This window comes from Pseudomonas gebzensis (assembly GCF_034427815.1).
GTDB lineage: Bacteria > Pseudomonadota > Gammaproteobacteria > Pseudomonadales > Pseudomonadaceae > Aquipseudomonas.
Window position 1 is genome coordinate 59,744 of sequence record NZ_JAXQNS010000007.1, and the last position, 17,579, is coordinate 77,322.

At 64.8% G+C, this 17,579-nt stretch carries 18 protein-coding genes; 9 read left to right on the forward strand and 9 right to left on the reverse strand.

The window, feature by feature from the left end:
• Nucleotides 1–83: 83 nt before the first annotated feature.
• Nucleotides 84–563: a pantetheine-phosphate adenylyltransferase gene (gene coaD / locus SJI00_RS14545; protein WP_322462412.1), complete on the reverse strand. Its 480-nt coding sequence runs from the start codon at nt 561–563 to the stop codon at nt 84–86.
• A gap of 256 nt (nt 564–819) precedes the next feature.
• On the opposite strand from coaD, the gene SJI00_RS14550 reads away from it, so the two are divergent.
• Nucleotides 820–1,674, forward strand: coding sequence for a sulfurtransferase (locus SJI00_RS14550; protein WP_322462413.1), 855 nt, complete (start codon nt 820–822; stop codon nt 1,672–1,674).
• A 12-nt stretch (nt 1,675–1,686) separates the two neighbouring features.
• Here SJI00_RS14550 and SJI00_RS14555 read toward each other — a convergent pair whose 3' ends face one another.
• The 6 genes from SJI00_RS14555 to SJI00_RS14580 all read right to left on the reverse strand — a co-directional run bounded on the left by SJI00_RS14555 (nt 1,687) and on the right by SJI00_RS14580 (nt 9,047).
• Nucleotides 1,687–2,679: a hydrolase gene (locus SJI00_RS14555; protein WP_322462414.1), complete on the reverse strand. Its 993-nt coding sequence runs from the start codon at nt 2,677–2,679 to the stop codon at nt 1,687–1,689.
• Between the two features lie 136 nt (nt 2,680–2,815).
• On the reverse strand, nt 2,816–4,222 hold the full coding sequence (locus SJI00_RS14560; RefSeq protein ID WP_322462415.1) for a M16 family metallopeptidase: 1,407 nt from the start codon (nt 4,220–4,222) through the stop codon (nt 2,816–2,818).
• Nucleotides 4,219–5,535: a M16 family metallopeptidase gene (locus SJI00_RS14565; protein ID WP_322462416.1), complete on the reverse strand. Its 1,317-nt coding sequence runs from the start codon at nt 5,533–5,535 to the stop codon at nt 4,219–4,221. The genes SJI00_RS14560 and SJI00_RS14565 overlap by 4 nt, the downstream gene beginning before the upstream one ends.
• A gap of 92 nt (nt 5,536–5,627) precedes the next feature.
• Nucleotides 5,628–6,227, reverse strand: coding sequence for a 16S rRNA (guanine(966)-N(2))-methyltransferase RsmD (gene rsmD, locus SJI00_RS14570; protein ID WP_322462417.1), 600 nt, complete (start codon nt 6,225–6,227; stop codon nt 5,628–5,630).
• Entirely contained in the window at nt 6,227–7,699 is a 1,473-nt protein-coding gene (locus SJI00_RS14575) for a M16 family metallopeptidase (protein ID WP_322462418.1), read from the reverse strand. The genes rsmD and SJI00_RS14575 overlap by 1 nt, the downstream gene beginning before the upstream one ends.
• On the reverse strand, nt 7,692–9,047 hold the full coding sequence (locus SJI00_RS14580; protein WP_322462419.1) for a M16 family metallopeptidase: 1,356 nt from the start codon (nt 9,045–9,047) through the stop codon (nt 7,692–7,694). The genes SJI00_RS14575 and SJI00_RS14580 overlap by 8 nt, the downstream gene beginning before the upstream one ends.
• A gap of 667 nt (nt 9,048–9,714) precedes the next feature.
• Here SJI00_RS14580 and ftsY point away from each other — a divergent pair.
• From ftsY to rpoH, 4 genes are all read left to right on the forward strand, one after another.
• Nucleotides 9,715–11,139 carry a signal recognition particle-docking protein FtsY gene (gene ftsY, locus SJI00_RS14585; protein ID WP_491630669.1) on the forward strand — a complete coding sequence of 475 codons (1,425 nt, stop codon included), beginning with the start codon at nt 9,715–9,717 and terminating at the stop codon, nt 11,137–11,139.
• Entirely contained in the window at nt 11,136–11,807 is a 672-nt protein-coding gene (ftsE, locus tag SJI00_RS14590) for a cell division ATP-binding protein FtsE (protein WP_322462421.1), read from the forward strand. The genes ftsY and ftsE overlap by 4 nt, the downstream gene beginning before the upstream one ends.
• Entirely contained in the window at nt 11,804–12,826 is a 1,023-nt protein-coding gene (gene ftsX / locus SJI00_RS14595; RefSeq protein ID WP_322462422.1) for a permease-like cell division protein FtsX, read from the forward strand. Before ftsE ends, ftsX begins: the two co-directional genes overlap by 4 nt.
• 109 nt (nt 12,827–12,935) lie before the next feature.
• A complete protein-coding gene (gene rpoH, locus SJI00_RS14600) occupies nt 12,936–13,790 on the forward strand; it encodes an RNA polymerase sigma factor RpoH (RefSeq protein ID WP_312935976.1) in 855 nt (284 codons plus the stop codon).
• 168 nt (nt 13,791–13,958) lie between these two features.
• Here rpoH and mtgA read toward each other — a convergent pair whose 3' ends face one another.
• Nucleotides 13,959–14,669, reverse strand: coding sequence for a monofunctional biosynthetic peptidoglycan transglycosylase (gene mtgA, locus SJI00_RS14605; protein WP_322462636.1), 711 nt, complete (start codon nt 14,667–14,669; stop codon nt 13,959–13,961).
• Nucleotides 14,670–14,733: 64 nt separating this feature from the next.
• Between mtgA and SJI00_RS14610 the strand changes: the two genes are divergently transcribed.
• The 4 genes from SJI00_RS14610 (at nt 14,734) to trmB (ending at nt 16,991) form a co-directional block, all read left to right on the forward strand.
• A complete protein-coding gene (locus tag SJI00_RS14610; protein WP_322462423.1) occupies nt 14,734–15,105 on the forward strand; it encodes a DUF423 domain-containing protein in 372 nt (123 codons plus the stop codon).
• A gap of 103 nt (nt 15,106–15,208) precedes the next feature.
• Nucleotides 15,209–15,409 (forward strand): sulfur carrier protein ThiS, encoded by a 201-nt coding sequence (gene thiS / locus SJI00_RS14615; RefSeq protein WP_322462637.1) that lies wholly within the window; start codon nt 15,209–15,211, stop codon nt 15,407–15,409.
• 55 nt (nt 15,410–15,464) lie between these two features.
• The gene (locus SJI00_RS14620; RefSeq protein WP_322462424.1) at nt 15,465–16,259 is read left to right on the forward strand and encodes a thiazole synthase; all 795 of its coding nucleotides are present in this window, start codon (nt 15,465–15,467) and stop codon (nt 16,257–16,259) included.
• A 9-nt stretch (nt 16,260–16,268) separates the two neighbouring features.
• The gene (trmB, locus tag SJI00_RS14625; protein WP_322462425.1) at nt 16,269–16,991 is read left to right on the forward strand and encodes a tRNA (guanosine(46)-N7)-methyltransferase TrmB; all 723 of its coding nucleotides are present in this window, start codon (nt 16,269–16,271) and stop codon (nt 16,989–16,991) included.
• Nucleotides 16,992–17,244: 253 nt separating this feature from the next.
• Here the strand turns inward: trmB and SJI00_RS14630 are convergent, their stop codons facing one another.
• The gene (locus SJI00_RS14630; protein ID WP_312935981.1) at nt 17,245–17,571 is read right to left on the reverse strand and encodes a DUF3392 domain-containing protein; all 327 of its coding nucleotides are present in this window, start codon (nt 17,569–17,571) and stop codon (nt 17,245–17,247) included.
• Between the last annotated feature and the right edge of the window lie 8 nt (nt 17,572–17,579).

Sequence of the window (17,579 nt, forward strand, 5' to 3'; positions counted from 1 at the left end):
GGCATGTAGCTAACTGAGCAAGGGCGCAATTGTGCCGCATTCACGCCCGCAGTGCACGCGGGCGCGTCGTTGCGCCCCTGTGGCTATTGCTTGAAGCGCTCGGTCAGCGCCTCGGCCACAACCGGGTGCACGAACTTGGTGATGTCGCCGCCCAGCGCTGCAATTTCGCGCACCAGCGTCGAGGAGATGAACGAATAGCGCTCCGATGGGGTAAGGAACAGGCTTTCCACATCGGGGGCCAGTTGCCGGTTCATGTTCGCCAGCTGGAATTCATACTCGAAATCCGACACCGCCCGCAGCCCGCGCAGCAGCACATTGGCACCCTGCTCCTTGGCAAATGCGGCGAGCAGGGTGGAAAAACCGAGAACGGTGACGTTCGGCAGGTGGCGGGTAACCTCCTGAGCCAGCGCCACCCGTTGCTCCAGCGGGAACAGCGGGTTTTTCTTGGGGCTGGCTGCCACGGCAATGATCACGTGGTCGAACAGCCGTGAAGCACGCTCGACCAGGTCGCCATGGCCCTTGGTAATCGGGTCGAAAGTACCCGGGTACAACACTCGGTTCATCGCTTGATCCTGGCAGGAGTGCGTTGGGGAGTCGGATGGTAGCGCAGCGACTGCGCCCGGCCAAGTCGCACGGCCCAATGATGGCACTGTAGACAGTGCGGGTATTGCCTGTCACGGGGCCGACCGGCGGTAGAGCGGGCATTCGCGGCTGTCGGGCACGTGCGCCTCGGCGCCGCACGCGGCTACACAGCGGGCTGCAGATGACCGTAAGATGAAGCTCGCTATGCGCCACCCCGTCATCGATAAGGAGTTAGTCATGCCGCTTGCGCAATTGATCACCCCGCAGCAGTTGGCCGAGCGTCTGGAGGCGCCCGGGGTGGTGATCCTCGACTGCCGTTTTTCACTGGACGATGTCGACTACGGTCAGCGCAGCTACGCCGAGGGGCACATCGCAGGTGCGCATTTCGCCGATCTTGAGCGTGACCTCAGCGGGGCGGTGAGCAAGGGCCGTACCGGGCGGCATCCGTTGCCAGATCCGGCGCAGCTGTCAGCCCGGCTCAGGGAGTGGGGGATCAGTGCCGACAGCGAGGTTGTGCTGTACGATGATGGCCCAGGGCTGTTCGCGGCGCGAGCCTGGTGGCTGCTGGCCTGGCTGGGCAAGCGCGACGGCGTGGCGCTGCTCGACGGTGGCCTGAAGGCCTGGCATGCGGCGCACCTGCCGCTGAGCCTGGATCCGCCGGACAAGCGCGAAGGCACCTTCAGCGGCGCGGCAAACCCTGCTCTGGTGATCGATACCGAACATTTGCTCAAGCGCCTGCACAACCCGTCCATGACCTTGATCGATGCCCGCGGCCTGCCGCGTTTTCGTGGCGAGGTCGAGCCGATCGATCCGGTCGCCGGGCATATTCCGGGTGCCCAGTGCCAGGCCTTCACCGACAACCTCGATGCCGACGGGGCTTTCCGCACGCCCGAGCAGCTCAAGCAACGCTTTGCCGCCGCCCTGGGCGAGCGCCCGGCCGAGCAGCTGGTGGCGTATTGCGGCTCGGGCGTGTCGGCTTGCCACAACCTGTTCGCCATGGCCTTGGCCGGTTATCCCCTGGGCCGTCTGTATCCCGGTTCGTGGAGCGAGTGGATCACCGATCCAGCGCGTGAAATCGCCACGGGCGACTGAGCCTGCGGCCCGCTAGACCCCGTCCACCAGCCACTGCGGGATGCGCCGTTCCAGATAATAGTGCGGCCGGCGCAGGCTGCCTTCGACAAACCCCACGTGGCCGCCACGCGCATGCAGCTCGAACTGCGTCTGCGGCGCCAGCTCCTCAGGGCTGGGCACGCTGTGGCTGAACACGAAGGGGTCGTCTTTGGCGTGGATGATCAGCGTGGGGGTGCGGTTGTCGGCCAGGTAGTAGCGGCTGGAGGCGCGCTTGTAGTAGTCGTGAACGTCGCGAAAGCCGTTGAGCGGTGCGGTGACCTTGCCGTCGAACTCCCAGAACGTCTTGAGGTTGCGCAGCGAGCCCAGGCCGTCGAGTGTCTCCACCGTGGCGTGATGGCCACCGTCGCGCAGATGGCGCTGCTTGTTCTGCACGTAGGCCAGCATTTCGCGCATGAAGTGCGCCTGGTAGACCTTGGAAAAGCCCAAACCGATGCGATCGGCGCACTGGTCCAGGCGAAACGGCACTGACACCGCCACCGCCGATTGCAGCTGGCTCTGCGCGCCGCGTTCGCCCAGGTATTTGAGCAGCACGTTGCCGCCCAATGAATAGCCCACCGCATGCAGGGGGGGCAGCGGGCGCTTGGCGCGCAGCAGTTCGATGATTTCGGCAAGGTCTTCGCTGGCGCCGGAATGGTAGCTGCGTGGCAGCAGGTTGGGTTCGCCCGAACACCCCCGCCAGTTCACCGCCACGCTGGCCCAGCCGCGCGCCTCAAGGGCCAGTTGCAGGCCTTTGACATAGGGCGAGTTGGACGAGCCGGTCAGGCCATGCAGCACCAGCACCAGCGGCGCCTCGGGCTGGTGCGGGCCGTACCAGTCCAGGTCGATGAAGTCGCCATCGGCCAGCCACAGCCGCTCGCGTTCGCGCTCGATGGGCGCAAGCTTGCGCCACAGCGGCCCCCACAGGGTTTGCAGGTGCGGGTTGGCCAGGCCGGTGGCGGGATGAAAAGGGGAGGTGCGGGTGGACATGCTGTGGGACTCCAGGTAAGCCCTGGCAGCTTGCCACGAAACACCGCCTGTAGGATCAACGCCAGTCAGTTGAATGATGGGGCTGGTAAGCGCCGGCAATCATCAGACGCGGCTCAACTGACGGGTATGGGTCGCGCTATGCGTCGGCAAGGCTGGGCAGATGCTGTTGTGCCTGGCGTGGGCCGACCGTGAAGAAGCTCATCCGCTGCACATCGATCCAGCGTTGCAGGGCCTGGTGCACCTGCGCGGGCGTCAAGGCTTGGAGTTGCTCGAGGTGCCGGGACAGGTAGTCCACCGGCAACCCCAGCTGGCTGTGTTCAGCCAGTTGCGCTGCGCTGCGATCGTTGCGTGCTGCGGTGAGTAGCAGTTCGCCTGCGTACTGGTTCAAGGCGCGTTCCAGCTCGGCCGCGCTGGGGCCTCGCTCGACCAGGCAGCCGATGATTGCCAGGACCCGGCGGCGAGAGGCTTCGGTGTATTGGGCAGCGATGTCCCACTCCACCCGCAGCACGCCCCCGGCGCGCCACAGCGTTAGCACGGCGCTGATGTCATAACTCAATGCACGACGCTCGCGCAGTTCGCTCGACAAGCGCGAACCGAGGCCGCCACCCAACACCTTGCAGCCCAGCACCATCGCTGCGTGGTCGGGATCGCCAGGGTGCAGTTGCAAGGGCATGGCCAGCATCGCCTGCACGCCGCTGCCGGCGCCGGGCAGTTCGCGTCGTGTGGTTTCGCTGGGCCGCGGCGTCGGCAATGCGACCGCGGCCCAGTCCTGCGTCAGCGCCGCGCTCAAGCTGCCCGTGAGGGCGTGTGCCTGGGCCAGGGACAGGTTGCCCACCACGGCGATATCCACGTTCCGCGCGCTGTAGGCGCGGCGGTGGAACGTGCGCAGGTCGTCCTGGGTGAGCGCGCTGACGGCGCTCACGGTACCGTAGACGTAGGATTCATAAGGGTGGTCGGCAAACAACTGGCTCAATACTGCCCGTTGCAATGCGCTGGCGGGGTTTCGCTCGACCTGGCTCAGGTGTGCGAGCAGGCGCGCCTTGATCTTGTCGAGCGCTGGCGCGTCGAAGCGTGGGCGGCTGAGCAGCGTGCTCAGCAGGTGCAGCGCGGGTTCGAGCACATCGGGTTGGTTCAGGCAGCGCAGCGACAACGTCGCGTGGTCCCGGTGCACCTGCCGGGTCACTGATGCGCCAAGGTCTTCGAAGGCAGTGGCCAGGCCTTGGGCGTCATAGTGGTCTGCGCCTTGGTCGAGCATGTACAGGGTTGCCGCAGCCAGCCCAGGGGCAGGCCCGTCCAGACGGCTGCCGGCGTCGAAGCGCAGCACGATGTCGATGATCTCCAGTTCAGCGCTTTCGATGAAGCGCACGCGGCTGTCGTGGGCGGTCTGCCAACGGTGCACAGGGCGATCGATGCTCGGCAGGTGGCTCAAGTCGATGCGCCCGACCGACTCCAGCGTACCGAAATCGATGGCCTCGGTATGCCGCTCGGGATCGATGCAGGTTAGATCGTCGGCCGTCCGGGACGCGGGTTGGATAGCAATCATTGGGCGTTTTCCTCGGGCTGTGTGTAGGTCACGGTCAGGCGCTCACGGGTCAGGTACTGGCGGGCGGCGTGTTGAATGTCTTCGGTGCTGACAGCCTCGATCCAGGCACGCGCCTGCGCGAACGCTTGCGGGCCGGCGCCGCTGACCTGATAGCGGCCAACGTCGTAGGCATGGTCTTGCAAGGCATCACGGCGAAACACCTGGTGTGCGAGCAACTGCGTCTTGGCTCGCTGCAGTTCGGCGGCGGTGACGCAGTGGTGGATGAGACTGTTGACGATGTTCAGGATGCGCTCGCCCGCTTGCTGCGGGGTGATCTGGCCGGGGCTGATGAGCGCCCGCAGGGTGAGCAAGGTGTCGCCGCGAGCCAGCCAGTCGAATTCGCTGAGCACACCTCGCAAGATGGTCTCATCGCGTACCAGCGCGCTGTGCAGTCGTGAGCTGGCGCCCGTGCTGAGCAGCGTCAGGGCCACGTGCAGTGCGTACACGGCTTGCGGGGCCGGCGCCGTGCTCAGGCTAGGGGTGTTGAAACTCAGCGCTACGCCTGGACGCAGGCCTTTGATCTGCACGGTCTGGCGGCGCTCGCCCAGTGCGGTCGAGTGGCTGAAAGCGACGGCGCGCTGGGTCGCGATGGCGGGCAGGTCAGCGAAATGACGCTCGACCCGCGTGCGCAGCTCGGGCAGGGTCAGATCACCGGCGACTACCAACGTGGCGTTGTTGGGGTGGTAATGGCGGGCATACCAGTCCCGAACCTGGGCCAGCGTCATGGCCTGCAGCTCGTCGAGCGCCTCGTATCGTGACCGGGCATACGGGCTCGGGCCGTGCGCCAACCTCAGGTGCTGAAGGTTGGCCTGCTCGTCGGGTGAGATGTCCACACGTAGCCGGTATTCATTGATCAACGTATCGCGGACGGTGCTGAAGGCCTGTGGGTCGAGCAGGGCGTGGGCCATGATGTCGGCCTGCGCTTCGAGCACGATCTCCAGTCGATTCACGGGCAGGGTGGTGACGTAGAGCGTGGCGTCATCGAGCGTGAATGCGCGAGGGTGCGCGCCGAGGCGGGCCAGCACGTTGCTGTACTGCCCCCGAGGCAGCTTGCGGCTGCCCGTGAAGACCAGATGTTCCAGCGTATGGGACAACCCCGACTGCCCGGCAGGCTCATCGCTGGCGCCGACGTGGTACCAGAGCTGGGCCGTGACCAAGGGGGCTCGATGATCTTCCAGCAAGACGACCTGAAAACCGTTGTCCAGCGTGAAGTGGTGCGTGGCAGCAGGCGCGGCGTGCTGCACGAGCGACGTGGCTGCAGGGGAGGTGGGCATGACCGAAGTGCTCCTTGTGTGGGAATCAAGGTGCAGCAGCTTCGGTCAGGCGAGGTGGGGGGCGGTGTTACTTACGTCAGTGCTGTTTGCAGTCAGCCACGCTGCCAGAGCGCGTAATGCACCTGGCCGGTCTTTTTCTCGCGGTGCAGGCGCCAGTTGCCGGGCATCTGCAAGGTGGAAGGCGCGGCCTCGCTTTCGGTATAGATCCACGCGTGCTGGCGCAGCCACTGTTGCGACTCCAGCAGGGCGCAGGTCTCGGTGAGCAGGTCCTTGTGGAAGGGTGGGTCGAGGAACACCAGGTCGAACTGCTGCTTGGCCGGGCCTTGCAGGTAGCGCAGGGCATCGGTTTGCAGAATCTGCCCGCGAGGGCTTCGCAGCAGTTCCAGGTTGTTCTTCAGGTTGGCGATGGCGGCGGCGTTGCTGTCCAGCGCCACGGCGCTCTCGGCGCCGCGCGACAGCGCTTCGAGCACCAGCGCGCCGCTGCCGGTGAAGGCGTCCAGCACGTGGGCGCCCTCGATGTAGGGCGCCAGCCAGTTGAAGACGGTTTCACGAACACGGTCCGGGGTCGGGCGCAGGCCTTCACCGTCAGGCACGGCGAGGCGGCGGCTGCGCCACTCGCCAGCGATGATGCGCAAGTGCCCGGCGCCTTTGCTGGCCGTTGCCGGCCGGTTGGGGGTCGTTGCTCTGGCCATTAGTGCTCCGGTACGCCGAGTGGCTGGTCGGCGGGTCGTTCAGTGGGCGGCGGCAGTGGTTTCTGCGGCACGGTCGGGCCGACCGTGACGATTACCAGCTGGTTGGCGGCCAGGTGCTTGTTCATCGCGGCCTTGACCTGCTCGACGGTGAGCGCCTGGGACTGCTGCATGAAATCTTCCAGCCAGGTCAGTGGCAGGTTGTAGAAGCCGATAGCGCCCAGCTGGCCGACGATGCTGGCATTACTGGCCGTGGACAGCGGGAAGCTGCCGGCCAGTTCACGCTTGGCATCGTCCAGCTCTTGCTGGGTAGGGCCGGTCTTGAGGTAGTCGGTCAGCAGGTCCTGAACCAGCTTGAGCGTGCCTTCGCTCAGCTCGGCACGGGTTTGCAGATCGATGGTGAAGGGGCCGCGCACCTGCATCGGGGTGAACGAGGAGTACACGCCATACGTCAGGCCGCGCTTTTCCCGCACTTCGGTCATCAGGCGCGTACCGAAGGCGCCGCCACCGAAGATCTGGTTACCCATCGACAGCGCGGCCCAGTCCGGGTCGTTACGGTCGATGCCGAGCTCGGCGAGCATCAGGTGGGTCTGCTTGGAGGGGAAGTCGATGTGCTTGACCTCTGCCTTGGGCTCGTCAGGCTGCGCCGGGGCCGCCAGGGCTGGGCCCTTGGGCAGGGCAGCAGAGACTTTTGCGGCGATGCTTTGAGCTTCGCTGCGGCTGAGATCGCCGACCAGGGCAATGACCACGTTACCTGCGGTGTAGGCCTTGGCATGGAAATCGTGCAGTTGCGTCTGGGTGATGCCGGGAATGGACGCTGCGGTGCCTTCGCTCGGCGTGCCATACGGGTGGCTGCCGTAGAGCGCGCTGGACAACGCCTTGCTGCCGAGCTTGGCGGGGTTCTGTTTGTCGTACTCGAACCCGGCCAGCAGTTGGTTCTTGATGCGTTTGAGGGAGTCTTCGGGGAAGGTCGGCTTGCCGACCACGTCAGCGAACAGGTCCAGCGCTGGCGTGCGCTTGTCGGCCGCACTCAGACTGCGCAGGCTGGCCACGGCCATGTCGCGGTACGAGCCATTGCCGAAGTCGGCGCCGAGGTTTTCGAAACCTTCGGCGATGGCGGTGACGTCCTTGCCCTTCACGCCTTCGTTGAGCATGGCGTTGGTCAGGGTGGCCAAGCCCTGGACACCGCCGTCCTGGCTGCTGCCGGCGGCGAAGGTCAGGCGCAGGTCGAACATCGGCAGTTCACGGGCTTCGACGAACAGCACGCGGGCGCCTTCGGCGGTTTTCCAGTTCTGCACGTTGAGCTGGCGGCGGCTGGGCGCCTTGCTGTCGAGCGCTTTGAGCGTTTGCAGGCCGGTGGGCTTGGCGCTGTCGGCGGCGTGAACGGGTGTGGCCAATACGGCCGATACAGCCAGTGCCAAGGCGATCAGGCGGTTGCTGAAAGAGATCTGGCGCGGTGCGCTGCGATCACTCATGAGCGGACTCCTCGGGCAGTACATGGGCAACGCTCAGGCGTTCGCGGGTGAAGTAGGTGCGGGCGGCGTCCTGGATGTCCTTGGGCGTCACGCGCTTGAGGGCATCGAGTTCGCTGTCGATGAGCTTCCACGACAGGCCGACGGTTTCCAGCTGGCCGATGGTGGTGGCCTGGCTGCTGATCGAATCGCGGTCAAAGACCAGCCCGGCAATCACCTGCGCCCGTACGCGCTCGAGTTCCTCGGCGCTGGGCGGGTTGTTCTTGAGGTCGTCGAGCTGCTCCCAGAGGCCTTTTTCGACGTCGGCGAGGGTCTTGTTCTTCTGCACGTTGGGCGTGGCAGAAATCAGGAACAGGCTGTCGCCACGGGTGAAGGCGTCATAACCGGACGAAGCGCCGGCGACCAGCTCCTGGCCACGTTCAAGGCGTGATGGCAGGCGTGCGCTGTAGCCGCCGTCGAGCAGGGCCGAGATCAGCCGCAGGGCATGCACGCTGCGGGCGTCTTCGGCGGTGGCCAGGCCTGGCACGTTGAAGCCGTAGATCAGGCTCGGCAGTTGTGTGGCCACATGCACGGTGAGCTGGCGCTGACCGGGCTCGGCCAGCTCCAGCGGCAACTTGGCGGGCGGTATGTCGCGCTTGGGAATGGCGCCGAAATACTGCTGCGACAGGGCCTTGATCTCATCGACTTTGACATCGCCCACCACCACCAGCGTGGCGTTGTTGGGCGCGTACCAGGATTCGTACCAGTGACGCAGTTCCTCGACCTTCATGCGCTCCAGGTCAGCCATCCAGCCGATGGTGGGCGTGTGGTAGCCGCTGGCCGGGTAGGCCATGGCGCTGAACAGCTCGAAGGCCTTGGCATTGGGTTTGTCATCGGTGCGCAGGCGGCGCTCTTCCTTGATGACTTCGATTTCCCGGGCGAACTCGTTGGCGGGCAGGCGCAGGCTGGCCATGCGGTCGGCTTCGAGCTCGAAGGCCACCGGCAGGCGGTCACGGGCCAGAACCTGGTAGTACGCGGTGTAGTCATCGCTGGTGAAGGCGTTTTCTTCGGCGCCGAGGTCGCGCAGGATGCGCGAGCCCTCGCCTGGGCCAACCTTGGCGCTACCCTTGAACATCATGTGTTCGAGGGCATGGGACAGGCCGGTCTGGCCTGGCGTTTCGTAGCTGGAGCCGACCTTGTACCAGATCTGCGACACCACCACGGGGGCGCGGTGATCTTCACGCACCACCACTTTCAGGCCGTTATCGAGGGTGAATTCATGGGTTGCCTGGGTATCGGCGGCAAGGGCGGCGAATGGCAAGCAAACGGTGCCGAGCAGCAGGCCGACAGCGCGGCGGGCTAGAGCATTCATAGGGGGGTTCAACCTGTTCGGCGGCCCGCTAGGATTTAGCGTCGGCGGGCCTGGAGGTGCTAGGATACTGATCCGGTCGCCTGGCGACCATGCCTGTCGCCGTTCTGGCCTGCGGGCCCTTAAGACAAAACGTTACGCATGAACCAGTCGGATCAAAGATAGTCTGTTCTGCGTCTATTGAATTCCTGATGCGCCACTGCTGGCTCATCGCTGCCTTGAGATAGCCGTCTCCATGTTTGGTTCCAACGACGACAAGAAAGCGCCGGCCGAGGCTGGTCAGAAAAAAGGCCTGTTCAGCTGGTTTCGCAAGAAGCCCCAGGCAGCCGAAGAACAGCCTGCCGCCGAGCCGCCAGCCCAGGCGCTGCCTGCGGCTGAGGTCGAGGCCGAGGTTCTGCAGCCTGCGCCGGAGCCAGCCGCGCCTGTGCAGCCCGAGACGCCGGTTGCACCCCAAGCCGAGACGTTGCGGGCCGTTCCTGGGTCAGTGCCCGAAGGGGTAGCTCCAGCAGCCGAGGCGCCGGTCAGCAACCTGGTCCTGCCGGTTGCCGAAGAGCCCGTGGCGCTGGTGCCGGATCTTGAGCCTGCGCAACCACCGGTGATCCCCGAGCGGGCGGGCCTGACGGAGGCGGAGGTTACGTCAGCGCTGGCACCTGCGCCGACGGCCGCCCCAATTCCAACACCGGCACCTGCGCCGACGCCCGCCCCGGTTCCAACACCGGCACCTGCGCCAACGCCTGCCCCGGTTCCAACACCGGCACCGGCACCTGCGCCGACGCCTGCCCCGGTTCCAGCGCCGGCACCTACGCCTACGCCAGCCCCGACTCCAACACCGGCGCCTGCGCCGACGCCTGCCCCAGTTCCAACACCGGCACCTGCCCCGACGCCAGCCCCGGCTCCAACACCGGCTCCAACACCGGCACCTGCGCCGACGCCAGCCCCGGCTCCAACACCGGCACCTGCGCCAACGCCCGCCCCGACACCGGCACCTGCGCCAACGCCTGCGCCAGCACCCACACCAGCACCTGAGCCGACGCCCGCCCCAGCGCCGATTCCTGCCGCTGTCGCGCCTGTGGTACCTGTCGAGCAACCCGCACAGTCCTTGCCTGCTACGCCGGCAGTAGCGGATCAGACGGCATCCGAGCCTGCTGCTGCGGAGCCGTCCAAGCCCGGCTTCTTCGCCCGCCTCAAACAAGGCCTGAGCAAAACCAGCGCCAGCATTGGCGAAGGCATGGCCAGCCTGTTCCTGGGCAAGAAGGTCATCGATGATGACCTGCTCGAAGAGATCGAAACCCGCCTGTTGACCGCCGACGTTGGCGTCGAGGCCACCTCGGTGATCGTGCGCAACCTCACCCAGAAGGTCGCCCGCAAGCAGCTCACCGACGCCGACGCGCTCTACAAGTCGCTGCAGGAAGAGCTGGCGGCCATGCTGCGCCCGGTCGAGCAGCCTTTGAAAGTGGTGTCGCAGAACAAGCCCTACGTGATCCTCGTGGTGGGTGTGAACGGCGCCGGCAAGACCACCACCATCGGCAAGATGGCCAAGAAGCTGCAGCTCGACGGCAAGAAAGTCATGCTGGCCGCCGGCGACACCTTCCGCGCAGCCGCCGTCGAGCAGCTGCAAGTGTGGGGCGAGCGCAACAACATTCCGGTGATCGCTCAGCACACCGGTGCCGATTCCGCGTCGGTCATCTTCGACGCCGTGCAGGCCGCCAAAGCCCGTGGCGCCGATGTGTTGATCGCTGACACCGCCGGGCGCCTGCACACCAAAGACAACCTGATGGAAGAGCTGAAAAAGGTCCGCCGGGTGATCGGCAAGCTCGATGCCGACGCGCCGCACGAAGTGCTGCTGGTGCTCGATGCCGGTACTGGCCAGAACGCCATCAGCCAGGCCAAGTACTTCCACCAGAGCGTGGAACTCACCGGCCTGGCCCTGACCAAGCTCGACGGCACTGCCAAGGGGGGCGTGATCTTCGCCCTGGCCAAGCAGTTCAACCTGCCGATCCGCTTCATCGGCGTCGGCGAAGGCATCGATGACCTGCGCAGTTTCGAGGCCGAACCCTTCGTCAAGGCGCTGTTCGCCGAGCGGGATACCCCATGATCAAATTCGAACAGGTCGCCAAGCGCTACCCCAACGGCCACATCGGCCTGCACGAGTTGAGTTTCCGGGCGCGCCGGGGCGAATTCCTGTTCGTCACCGGCCACTCCGGCGCCGGCAAGAGCACCTTGCTGCGCCTGCTGCTGGCCATGGAGCGGCCCACCAACGGCAAGCTGTTGCTGGCCGGGCAAGACCTCGGGCAGATCAGCAACGCGCAGATCCCGTTTCTGCGTCGGCAGATTGGCGTGGTGTTCCAGAACCATCAGTTGCTGTTCGATCGCACCGTCTTCAACAACATCGCCTTGCCCCTGCAGATTCTCGGACTGTCCAAGCCCGAGATCGCCAAACGTGTGGACTCGGCGCTGGAGCGCGTCTCGCTCTCCGACAAAGGCGAGCTGTTCCCGGCAGACCTCTCCACCGGGCAGCAGCAGCGGGTCGGCATCGCCCGCGCCATCGTCCACCAGCCAGCGCTGTTGCTCGCAGATGAGCCGACCGGCAACCTCGACCCGCGCCTGGCGGCCGAGATCATGGGCGTGTTCGAAGACATCAATCGCCTGGGGACCACCGTGCTGATCGCCAGCCACGACCTGGCGCTGATCGCCCGCATGCGCCACCGCATGCTGACCTTGCAGCGCGGCCGATTGATCGGTGACGGGGAGGCCGGCCAATGAGCACCATACCGACACGCAAAGTCGCTGAACGCGTCGCGCCCAAAGGCGCCGAACAGCCGAAGAAAAAGGGCGGCAACCACGACGATGACGGCCCGGACCTGCGCAGCCTGCTGCGCGCCTGGGCCGAAAGCCACCGCGCGAGCTTGGCCGACAGCCTGCGCCGCTTGGGCAAACAGCCCATCGGCAGCTTCTTCACCTGCCTGGTGATGGCGGTGGCCCTGAGCATGCCGATGGGCCTGTCGCTGCTGCTGAAGAACGTCGAGGTGCTCGGCGGCTCATGGCAGCGCGCGGCGCAGATTTCTCTGTACCTGAAAATCGACGCCAGCAGCACCGACGGTGAAGCCTTGCGCGATGAGATCAAGGGCATGCCCGGGGTCGAGCAGGCGCAGTACATCAGCCGCGACCAGGCGTTGGAGGAATTCAAGCACCAGTCCGGGCTGGGCGAGGCGATTCGTGAGTTGCCGGAAAATCCACTGCCCGGTGTGGTGGTGGTGACCCCGACCGAGGTCGACAAACCGGCCCTCGAAGCCTTGCGTCAGCGCTTGGCGGAGCTGCCGCGCGTCGATGTGGCGCAGCTCGATCTGCTCTGGGTCGAGCGCCTGGCCGCGATTCTCAAGCTGGGCGACCGCTTCGTGTTCGGCATGGCCGTGATGCTCATTTCTGCATTGCTGTTAGTGATTGGTAACACCATTCGTCTACATATCGAGAACCGCCGCACAGAGATCGAGGTGATCAAGCTGGTGGGTGGTACCGACAGCTACGTACGGCGGCCTTTTCTTTACATGGGCGCCCTCTACGGCCTGGGTGCCGGGGTGCTGGCCTGGGGTATTCTGGCCTTCGGCCTGAACTGGCTGAACGAGGCAGTGGTGGGCCTTTCAGGCCTGTATGGCAGTGATTTCGCCCTCGCAGGCGTACCAGGGTCGGATGGACTTTCACTCTTGATCGGTGCTGTACTGTTAGGGTATATCGGTGCGTGGATTGCGGTAGCTCGCCATTTGAACGAGCTGGCACCGCGCTAGTGTCAGTGGCCAACATAGCGATTTCTTCATCCTGGAACTTGCGTACCGGTTTGCGGGTCAATGTTGGCAGTGCTCACAAGGCACATGTCTTAAAGTTGGAGGTTCTTGAATGACCACATCGTTGCAACCTGCCTATGCCCTGGTACCGGGTGCAAACCTGGAAGCCTACGTGCATACGGTCAACAGCATCCCGTTGCTGACGGTCGAGCAGGAGCGTGATCTGGGCGAGCGTCTCTATTATCAGCAGGATGTCGAAGCCGCTCGCCAGATGGTGATGGCTCACCTGCGTTTCGTTGTGCACATTGCACGCAGCTACGCCGGTTATGGCCTGGCCCAGGCTGACCTGGTCCAGGAAGGCAATGTCGGCCTGATGAAGGCCGTCAAACGCTTCAACCCGGAAATGGGTGTGCGCCTGGTGTCGTTCGCCGTGCACTGGATCAAGGCCGAAATTCACGAGTTCATCCTGCGCAACTGGCGCATCGTGAAAGTCGCCACGACCAAGGCGCAGCGCAAGCTGTTCTTCAACCTGCGCAGCCAGAAGAAGCGTCTGGCTTGGCTGAACAACGACGAAGTGCATCGCGTGGCGGAAAGCCTAGGCGTTGAGCCCCGTGAAGTGCGCGAGATGGAAAGCCGTCTGAGTGGCCATGACATGGCCTTCGATCCGGCCGCCGAGGCGGACGACGACAGCGCTTTCCAGTCGCCTGCGCATTATCTGGAAGACCACCGCTACGATCCCGCCAGTCAGCTGGAAGATGCCGATTGGAGCGATAACGCTTCGACCAACCTGCACCAGGCGCTTAGCGGCCTTGACGACCGTAGCCGCGACATCCTCTACCAGCGCTGGCTGGCCGAGGAGAAAGCGACGCTGCACGAGCTGGCTGACAAGTACAGCGTTTCTGCCGAGCGTATTCGCCAGTTGGAAAAGAACGCGATGAACAAGGTCAAGGCCTTGATCGCAGCCTGATCACGCTGCTGCAAACATGCTGCTGTAAAAAAGCCGCTGCCCTCGACAGGCAGCGGCTTTTTCATGTCCGGGTGGCGTTGGCCATCGCTCTCAGTGAGCGTTCCTGAGGGGTTGTGCTGATGGCAGCCGGTGATGCCCTGCGCTACCTGGGCAGGTCAGTAACCCCCGTCAAAACCGCTGACCTGCTTCCAGTTGCATCAAGTAGCTGTCGCCGCCCAGCTGGCTGATCTGCCGGCTGATCCAACTGGCACGACTTGCCACATAAGCACTTGGCCGGCCGGCATTCCACTTGATCGGGCTAGGCAGTACCGCCGCCAGCTGCGAGGCCTGCTGACGGCTCAGACGGCTGGCATCCACTCCGAAGTGGTACTGCGCCGCCGCTTGTGCGCCAAACACGCCAGGGCCCCATTCGGCGCTGTTCAGGTACACCTCAAGGATGCGTTCCTTCGACCACAGCAACTCCATCAGCCCGGTGAACCAGGCCTCCAGCCCCTTGCGAAACCAGCTGCGCCCCGACCAGAGGAACAGGTTCTTGGCCACTTGCTGGGTCAGGGTGCTGGCGCCGCGCAGCTTGCCGCCGCGTTCGTTGTTGGCGAACGCCGCCTGGATGGCTGGCACGTCAAAGCCCCAATGGCTGGCAAATTTCTGATCTTCGCCGGCGATGACGGCGATCTTCAGATCGTCGGCGATGTGCTCCCAGGGTTGCCATTCGCGCTGCAGGTCGATCGGTTCACCACTGAACCACGATTGCACCTTGCGCTCGACCATCAGCGCCGTGCCGGGCGGCGGCAGCCAACGAAAGACCACTACCAGCACGATGCTGCCAGCGACAAACCACAACAGAGCCCGCGTAAGGCGGCGGATGAGCGATGACAGCATGACGATGGCTTGGCCGGACCGAGGGAAGCGGCCATTATACAGACCCACTTCCAGGAGTCGTCCCATGCTTCGCAGCTTCCTCATGCTCGCCGCAGTCTTCGGCTTTACCGGCGTCGCCCTCGGCGCCTTCGCCGCGCATGGTCTGAAGAACCGCCTGAGCACGGATTACCTGGCCATCTTCCACACCGGCGTCACCTACCAACTGGTGCACGCGCTGGCCATCCTGGCGCTGGCGGTGCTCTCGGTGCAGTTGCCCGGCCGTCTGGTGGGCTGGGCCGGTTGGCTGTTCGCGCTGGGCATCGTGCTGTTCTCAGGTTCACTCTACGCACTGACCCTCAGTGGCATCGGCAAGCTCGGCATCATTACCCCGATCGGCGGCCTGTGCTTCCTCGCAGGCTGGTTGTGCCTGGGGCTGGCGGCCTGGCGCCTGGGCTGACCGATCGGTCGCCATTGAGCCGAATGCTGGTCGTCAGACTTGGGTAAAAAGCCCGTCAGGGGCTAGAATGCTGGCCCCCAAAAGCACAACGGTGGCCGTGCGCATGCGCATTCATTTGAACGGTGAACCTTACGAACTGCCAACCGGCGAAAGCGTTGCGGCCTTGTTGAGCCGTCTCGACATGGCCGGGCGCCGCGTCGCGGTGGAATTGAACCAGGACATCGTGCCGCGCAGCCAGCACGACAGCACGCTGCTCAACGAAGGCGACCAGGTCGAAGTGGTCCACGCCATTGGCGGCGGTTAGGCCGCGCCCCAGCGTTCCCTTGGCAAGCCCTGCACCCTTTCTTCAAGGAGTCCCGATGAGCAACGTTCGCACAGACAAGCCCTTCACCCTGGCCGGCCGCACGTTCCAGTCGCGCCTGCTGGTCGGCACCGGCAAATACCGTGACATGGACCAAACCCGCCAGGCCATCGAAGCCTCGGGCGCCGAAATCGTCACCGTGGCCGTGCGCCGCACCAACCTGGGCCAGAACCCCGGCGAGCCGAACCTGCTCGACGTGTTGCCACCTGACCGCTACACCATCCTGCCGAACACCGCCGGCTGCTATGACGCGGTCGAAGCCGTGCGCACCTGCCGGCTGGCCCGCGAGCTGCTCGATGGCCACAATCTGGTCAAGCTCGAAGTGCTGGCCGACCAGAAAACCCTGTTCCCCAACGTGATCGAAACGCTCAAAGCCGCCGAAGTGCTGGTCAAGGACGGTTTCGACGTGATGGTCTACACCAGCGATGACCCGATCATCGCCCGCCAGCTGGCCGAAGCCGGCTGCATCGCTGTCATGCCGCTGGCCGGTCTGATCGGTACGGGTCTGGGTATCTGCAATCCCTACAACCTGCAGATCATCCTCGAAGAATCCAAAGTGCCGGTGCTGGTCGATGCTGGTGTGGGCACTGCTTCCGATGCCACCATCGCCATGGAAATGGGCTGCGAGGCGGTGCTGATGAACTCGGCCATCGCCCACGCGCAACAGCCGGTGATGATGGCCGAAGCCATGAAGCACGCCATCGTCGCTGGTCGCCTGGCCTACCTCGCCGGCCGCATGCCGAAGAAACTCTATGCCAGCGCCTCGTCGCCGCTGGATGGTCTGATCAAGTAAGAGCCCCTGATGACTGACTCGCAAGAAACGCCGATCCCCGCCGAGGGCGATCAACGCCCGCACCGCCGCATCAAGAGTTTCGTGATGCGTGCCGGGCGCATGACCGAAGGCCAGCAACGCGGCCTGGACGTCGGCGGCCCGCAATTCATCCTGCCGTTGGCCGATGCGCCGGTGGACTACGACCAGGTGTTCGGTCGCAGTGCCCCGCGCACGCTGGAAATCGGTTTCGGTATGGGCCACTCGTTGCTGGAGATGGCCGCTGCCGCGCCTGAGCAAGACTTCATCGGCGTCGAAGTGCACCGGCCCGGTGTCGGCGCGCTGCTCAATGGCGTGCTGACCGACGGGCTGAAGAACCTGCGGGTGTACGACTGCGATGCCATTGAAGTGCTCAACCGCTGCGTGGCTGACAACAGCCTGGACCGCCTGATGCTGTTCTTCCCCGACCCCTGGCACAAGGCGCGTCACCACAAGCGCCGCATCGTGCAACTGGAGTTCGCCGAGCTGGTGCGCAGCAAGCTCAAGCCCGGTGGCGTGTTCCACATGGCCACCGACTGGCAACCGTATGCCGAGTACATGCTCGAGGTAATGAACGCCGCGCCCGGCTACCGCAACCTTGCCGCAGACGGTGCCTACGTGCCGCGCCCGCAAGAGCGTCCGATCACCAAGTTCGAGCGTCGTGGCGAGCGCCTGGGTCATGGTGTGTGGGATTTGAAGTTCGAGAAGCTGGCCTGACCCGCTCAGCAGCGTCAAGCGCCGCCTTGTGCCGTTACCTCAGCCATTCAAAGGCGCCGTAGCAACACGCTCGCTCACAAAAACCTCAATGCAGGAGCGAGCTTGCTCGCGATGAGCGCCTGGGCAACGCGTTCATTGCGGATAAACCCGGTGCTTTGAGGGCTTCGCGAGCGAGCTCGCTCCTACATGATTTGCGTTTGCTGGGGGGAGAGGCGCTTGCGGGCGGTTTTTCCGTGCGCCAGCCAGAGCCGGTTCAGCCGCGCCGATCTGCCACAATGCCGACCAACGCGATCACCACTAGCAACACCGGCGCCAGCGCGTAATTGTTGAACTGGCTCAGCCCCTTCAATACCCAGGGCGTGGCGTAGATCAGCGCAGCGCCGCTACCGATCATCACCAGCAGCGCCATGGCGGGCACCCGCAGGGCCCCGCTGAGGCTGCCCATGCGTTGCTCGGCCCACGCCTTGATGTCGGTGCCGAACAGCACCAGCAGGCAGCCGACGAACGCCAGGGAAATCTCCGAAAGATGGCTGCGGCTCCAGCGCGAAGCGGTTGCAAGCAGGTCAAGTACCACGTCCATGAATCATC

Excerpts from the sequence above, each read along its gene's own strand:
- coaD (WP_322462412.1), bottom strand. The coding sequence starts at position 563 with ATGAACCGAGTGTTGTACCCGGGTACTTTCGACCCGATTACCAAGGGC.
- SJI00_RS14550 (WP_322462413.1), top strand. The coding sequence starts at position 820 with ATGCCGCTTGCGCAATTGATCACCCCGCAGCAGTTGGCCGAGCGTCTG.
- SJI00_RS14555 (WP_322462414.1), bottom strand. The coding sequence starts at position 2,679 with ATGTCCACCCGCACCTCCCCTTTTCATCCCGCCACCGGCCTGGCCAAC.
- SJI00_RS14560 (WP_322462415.1), bottom strand. The coding sequence starts at position 4,222 with ATGATTGCTATCCAACCCGCGTCCCGGACGGCCGACGATCTAACCTGC.
- SJI00_RS14565 (WP_322462416.1), bottom strand. The coding sequence starts at position 5,535 with ATGCCCACCTCCCCTGCAGCCACGTCGCTCGTGCAGCACGCCGCGCCT.
- rsmD (WP_322462417.1), bottom strand. The coding sequence starts at position 6,227 with ATGGCCAGAGCAACGACCCCCAACCGGCCGGCAACGGCCAGCAAAGGC.
- SJI00_RS14575 (WP_322462418.1), bottom strand. The coding sequence starts at position 7,699 with ATGAGTGATCGCAGCGCACCGCGCCAGATCTCTTTCAGCAACCGCCTG.
- SJI00_RS14580 (WP_322462419.1), bottom strand. The coding sequence starts at position 9,047 with ATGAATGCTCTAGCCCGCCGCGCTGTCGGCCTGCTGCTCGGCACCGTT.
- ftsE (WP_322462421.1), top strand. The coding sequence starts at position 11,136 with ATGATCAAATTCGAACAGGTCGCCAAGCGCTACCCCAACGGCCACATC.
- ftsX (WP_322462422.1), top strand. The coding sequence starts at position 11,804 with ATGAGCACCATACCGACACGCAAAGTCGCTGAACGCGTCGCGCCCAAA.
- rpoH (WP_312935976.1), top strand. The coding sequence starts at position 12,936 with ATGACCACATCGTTGCAACCTGCCTATGCCCTGGTACCGGGTGCAAAC.
- mtgA (WP_322462636.1), bottom strand. The coding sequence starts at position 14,669 with ATGCTGTCATCGCTCATCCGCCGCCTTACGCGGGCTCTGTTGTGGTTT.
- SJI00_RS14610 (WP_322462423.1), top strand. The coding sequence starts at position 14,734 with ATGCTTCGCAGCTTCCTCATGCTCGCCGCAGTCTTCGGCTTTACCGGC.
- thiS (WP_322462637.1), top strand. The coding sequence starts at position 15,209 with ATGCGCATTCATTTGAACGGTGAACCTTACGAACTGCCAACCGGCGAA.
- SJI00_RS14620 (WP_322462424.1), top strand. The coding sequence starts at position 15,465 with ATGAGCAACGTTCGCACAGACAAGCCCTTCACCCTGGCCGGCCGCACG.
- trmB (WP_322462425.1), top strand. The coding sequence starts at position 16,269 with ATGACTGACTCGCAAGAAACGCCGATCCCCGCCGAGGGCGATCAACGC.
- SJI00_RS14630 (WP_312935981.1), bottom strand. The coding sequence starts at position 17,571 with ATGGACGTGGTACTTGACCTGCTTGCAACCGCTTCGCGCTGGAGCCGC.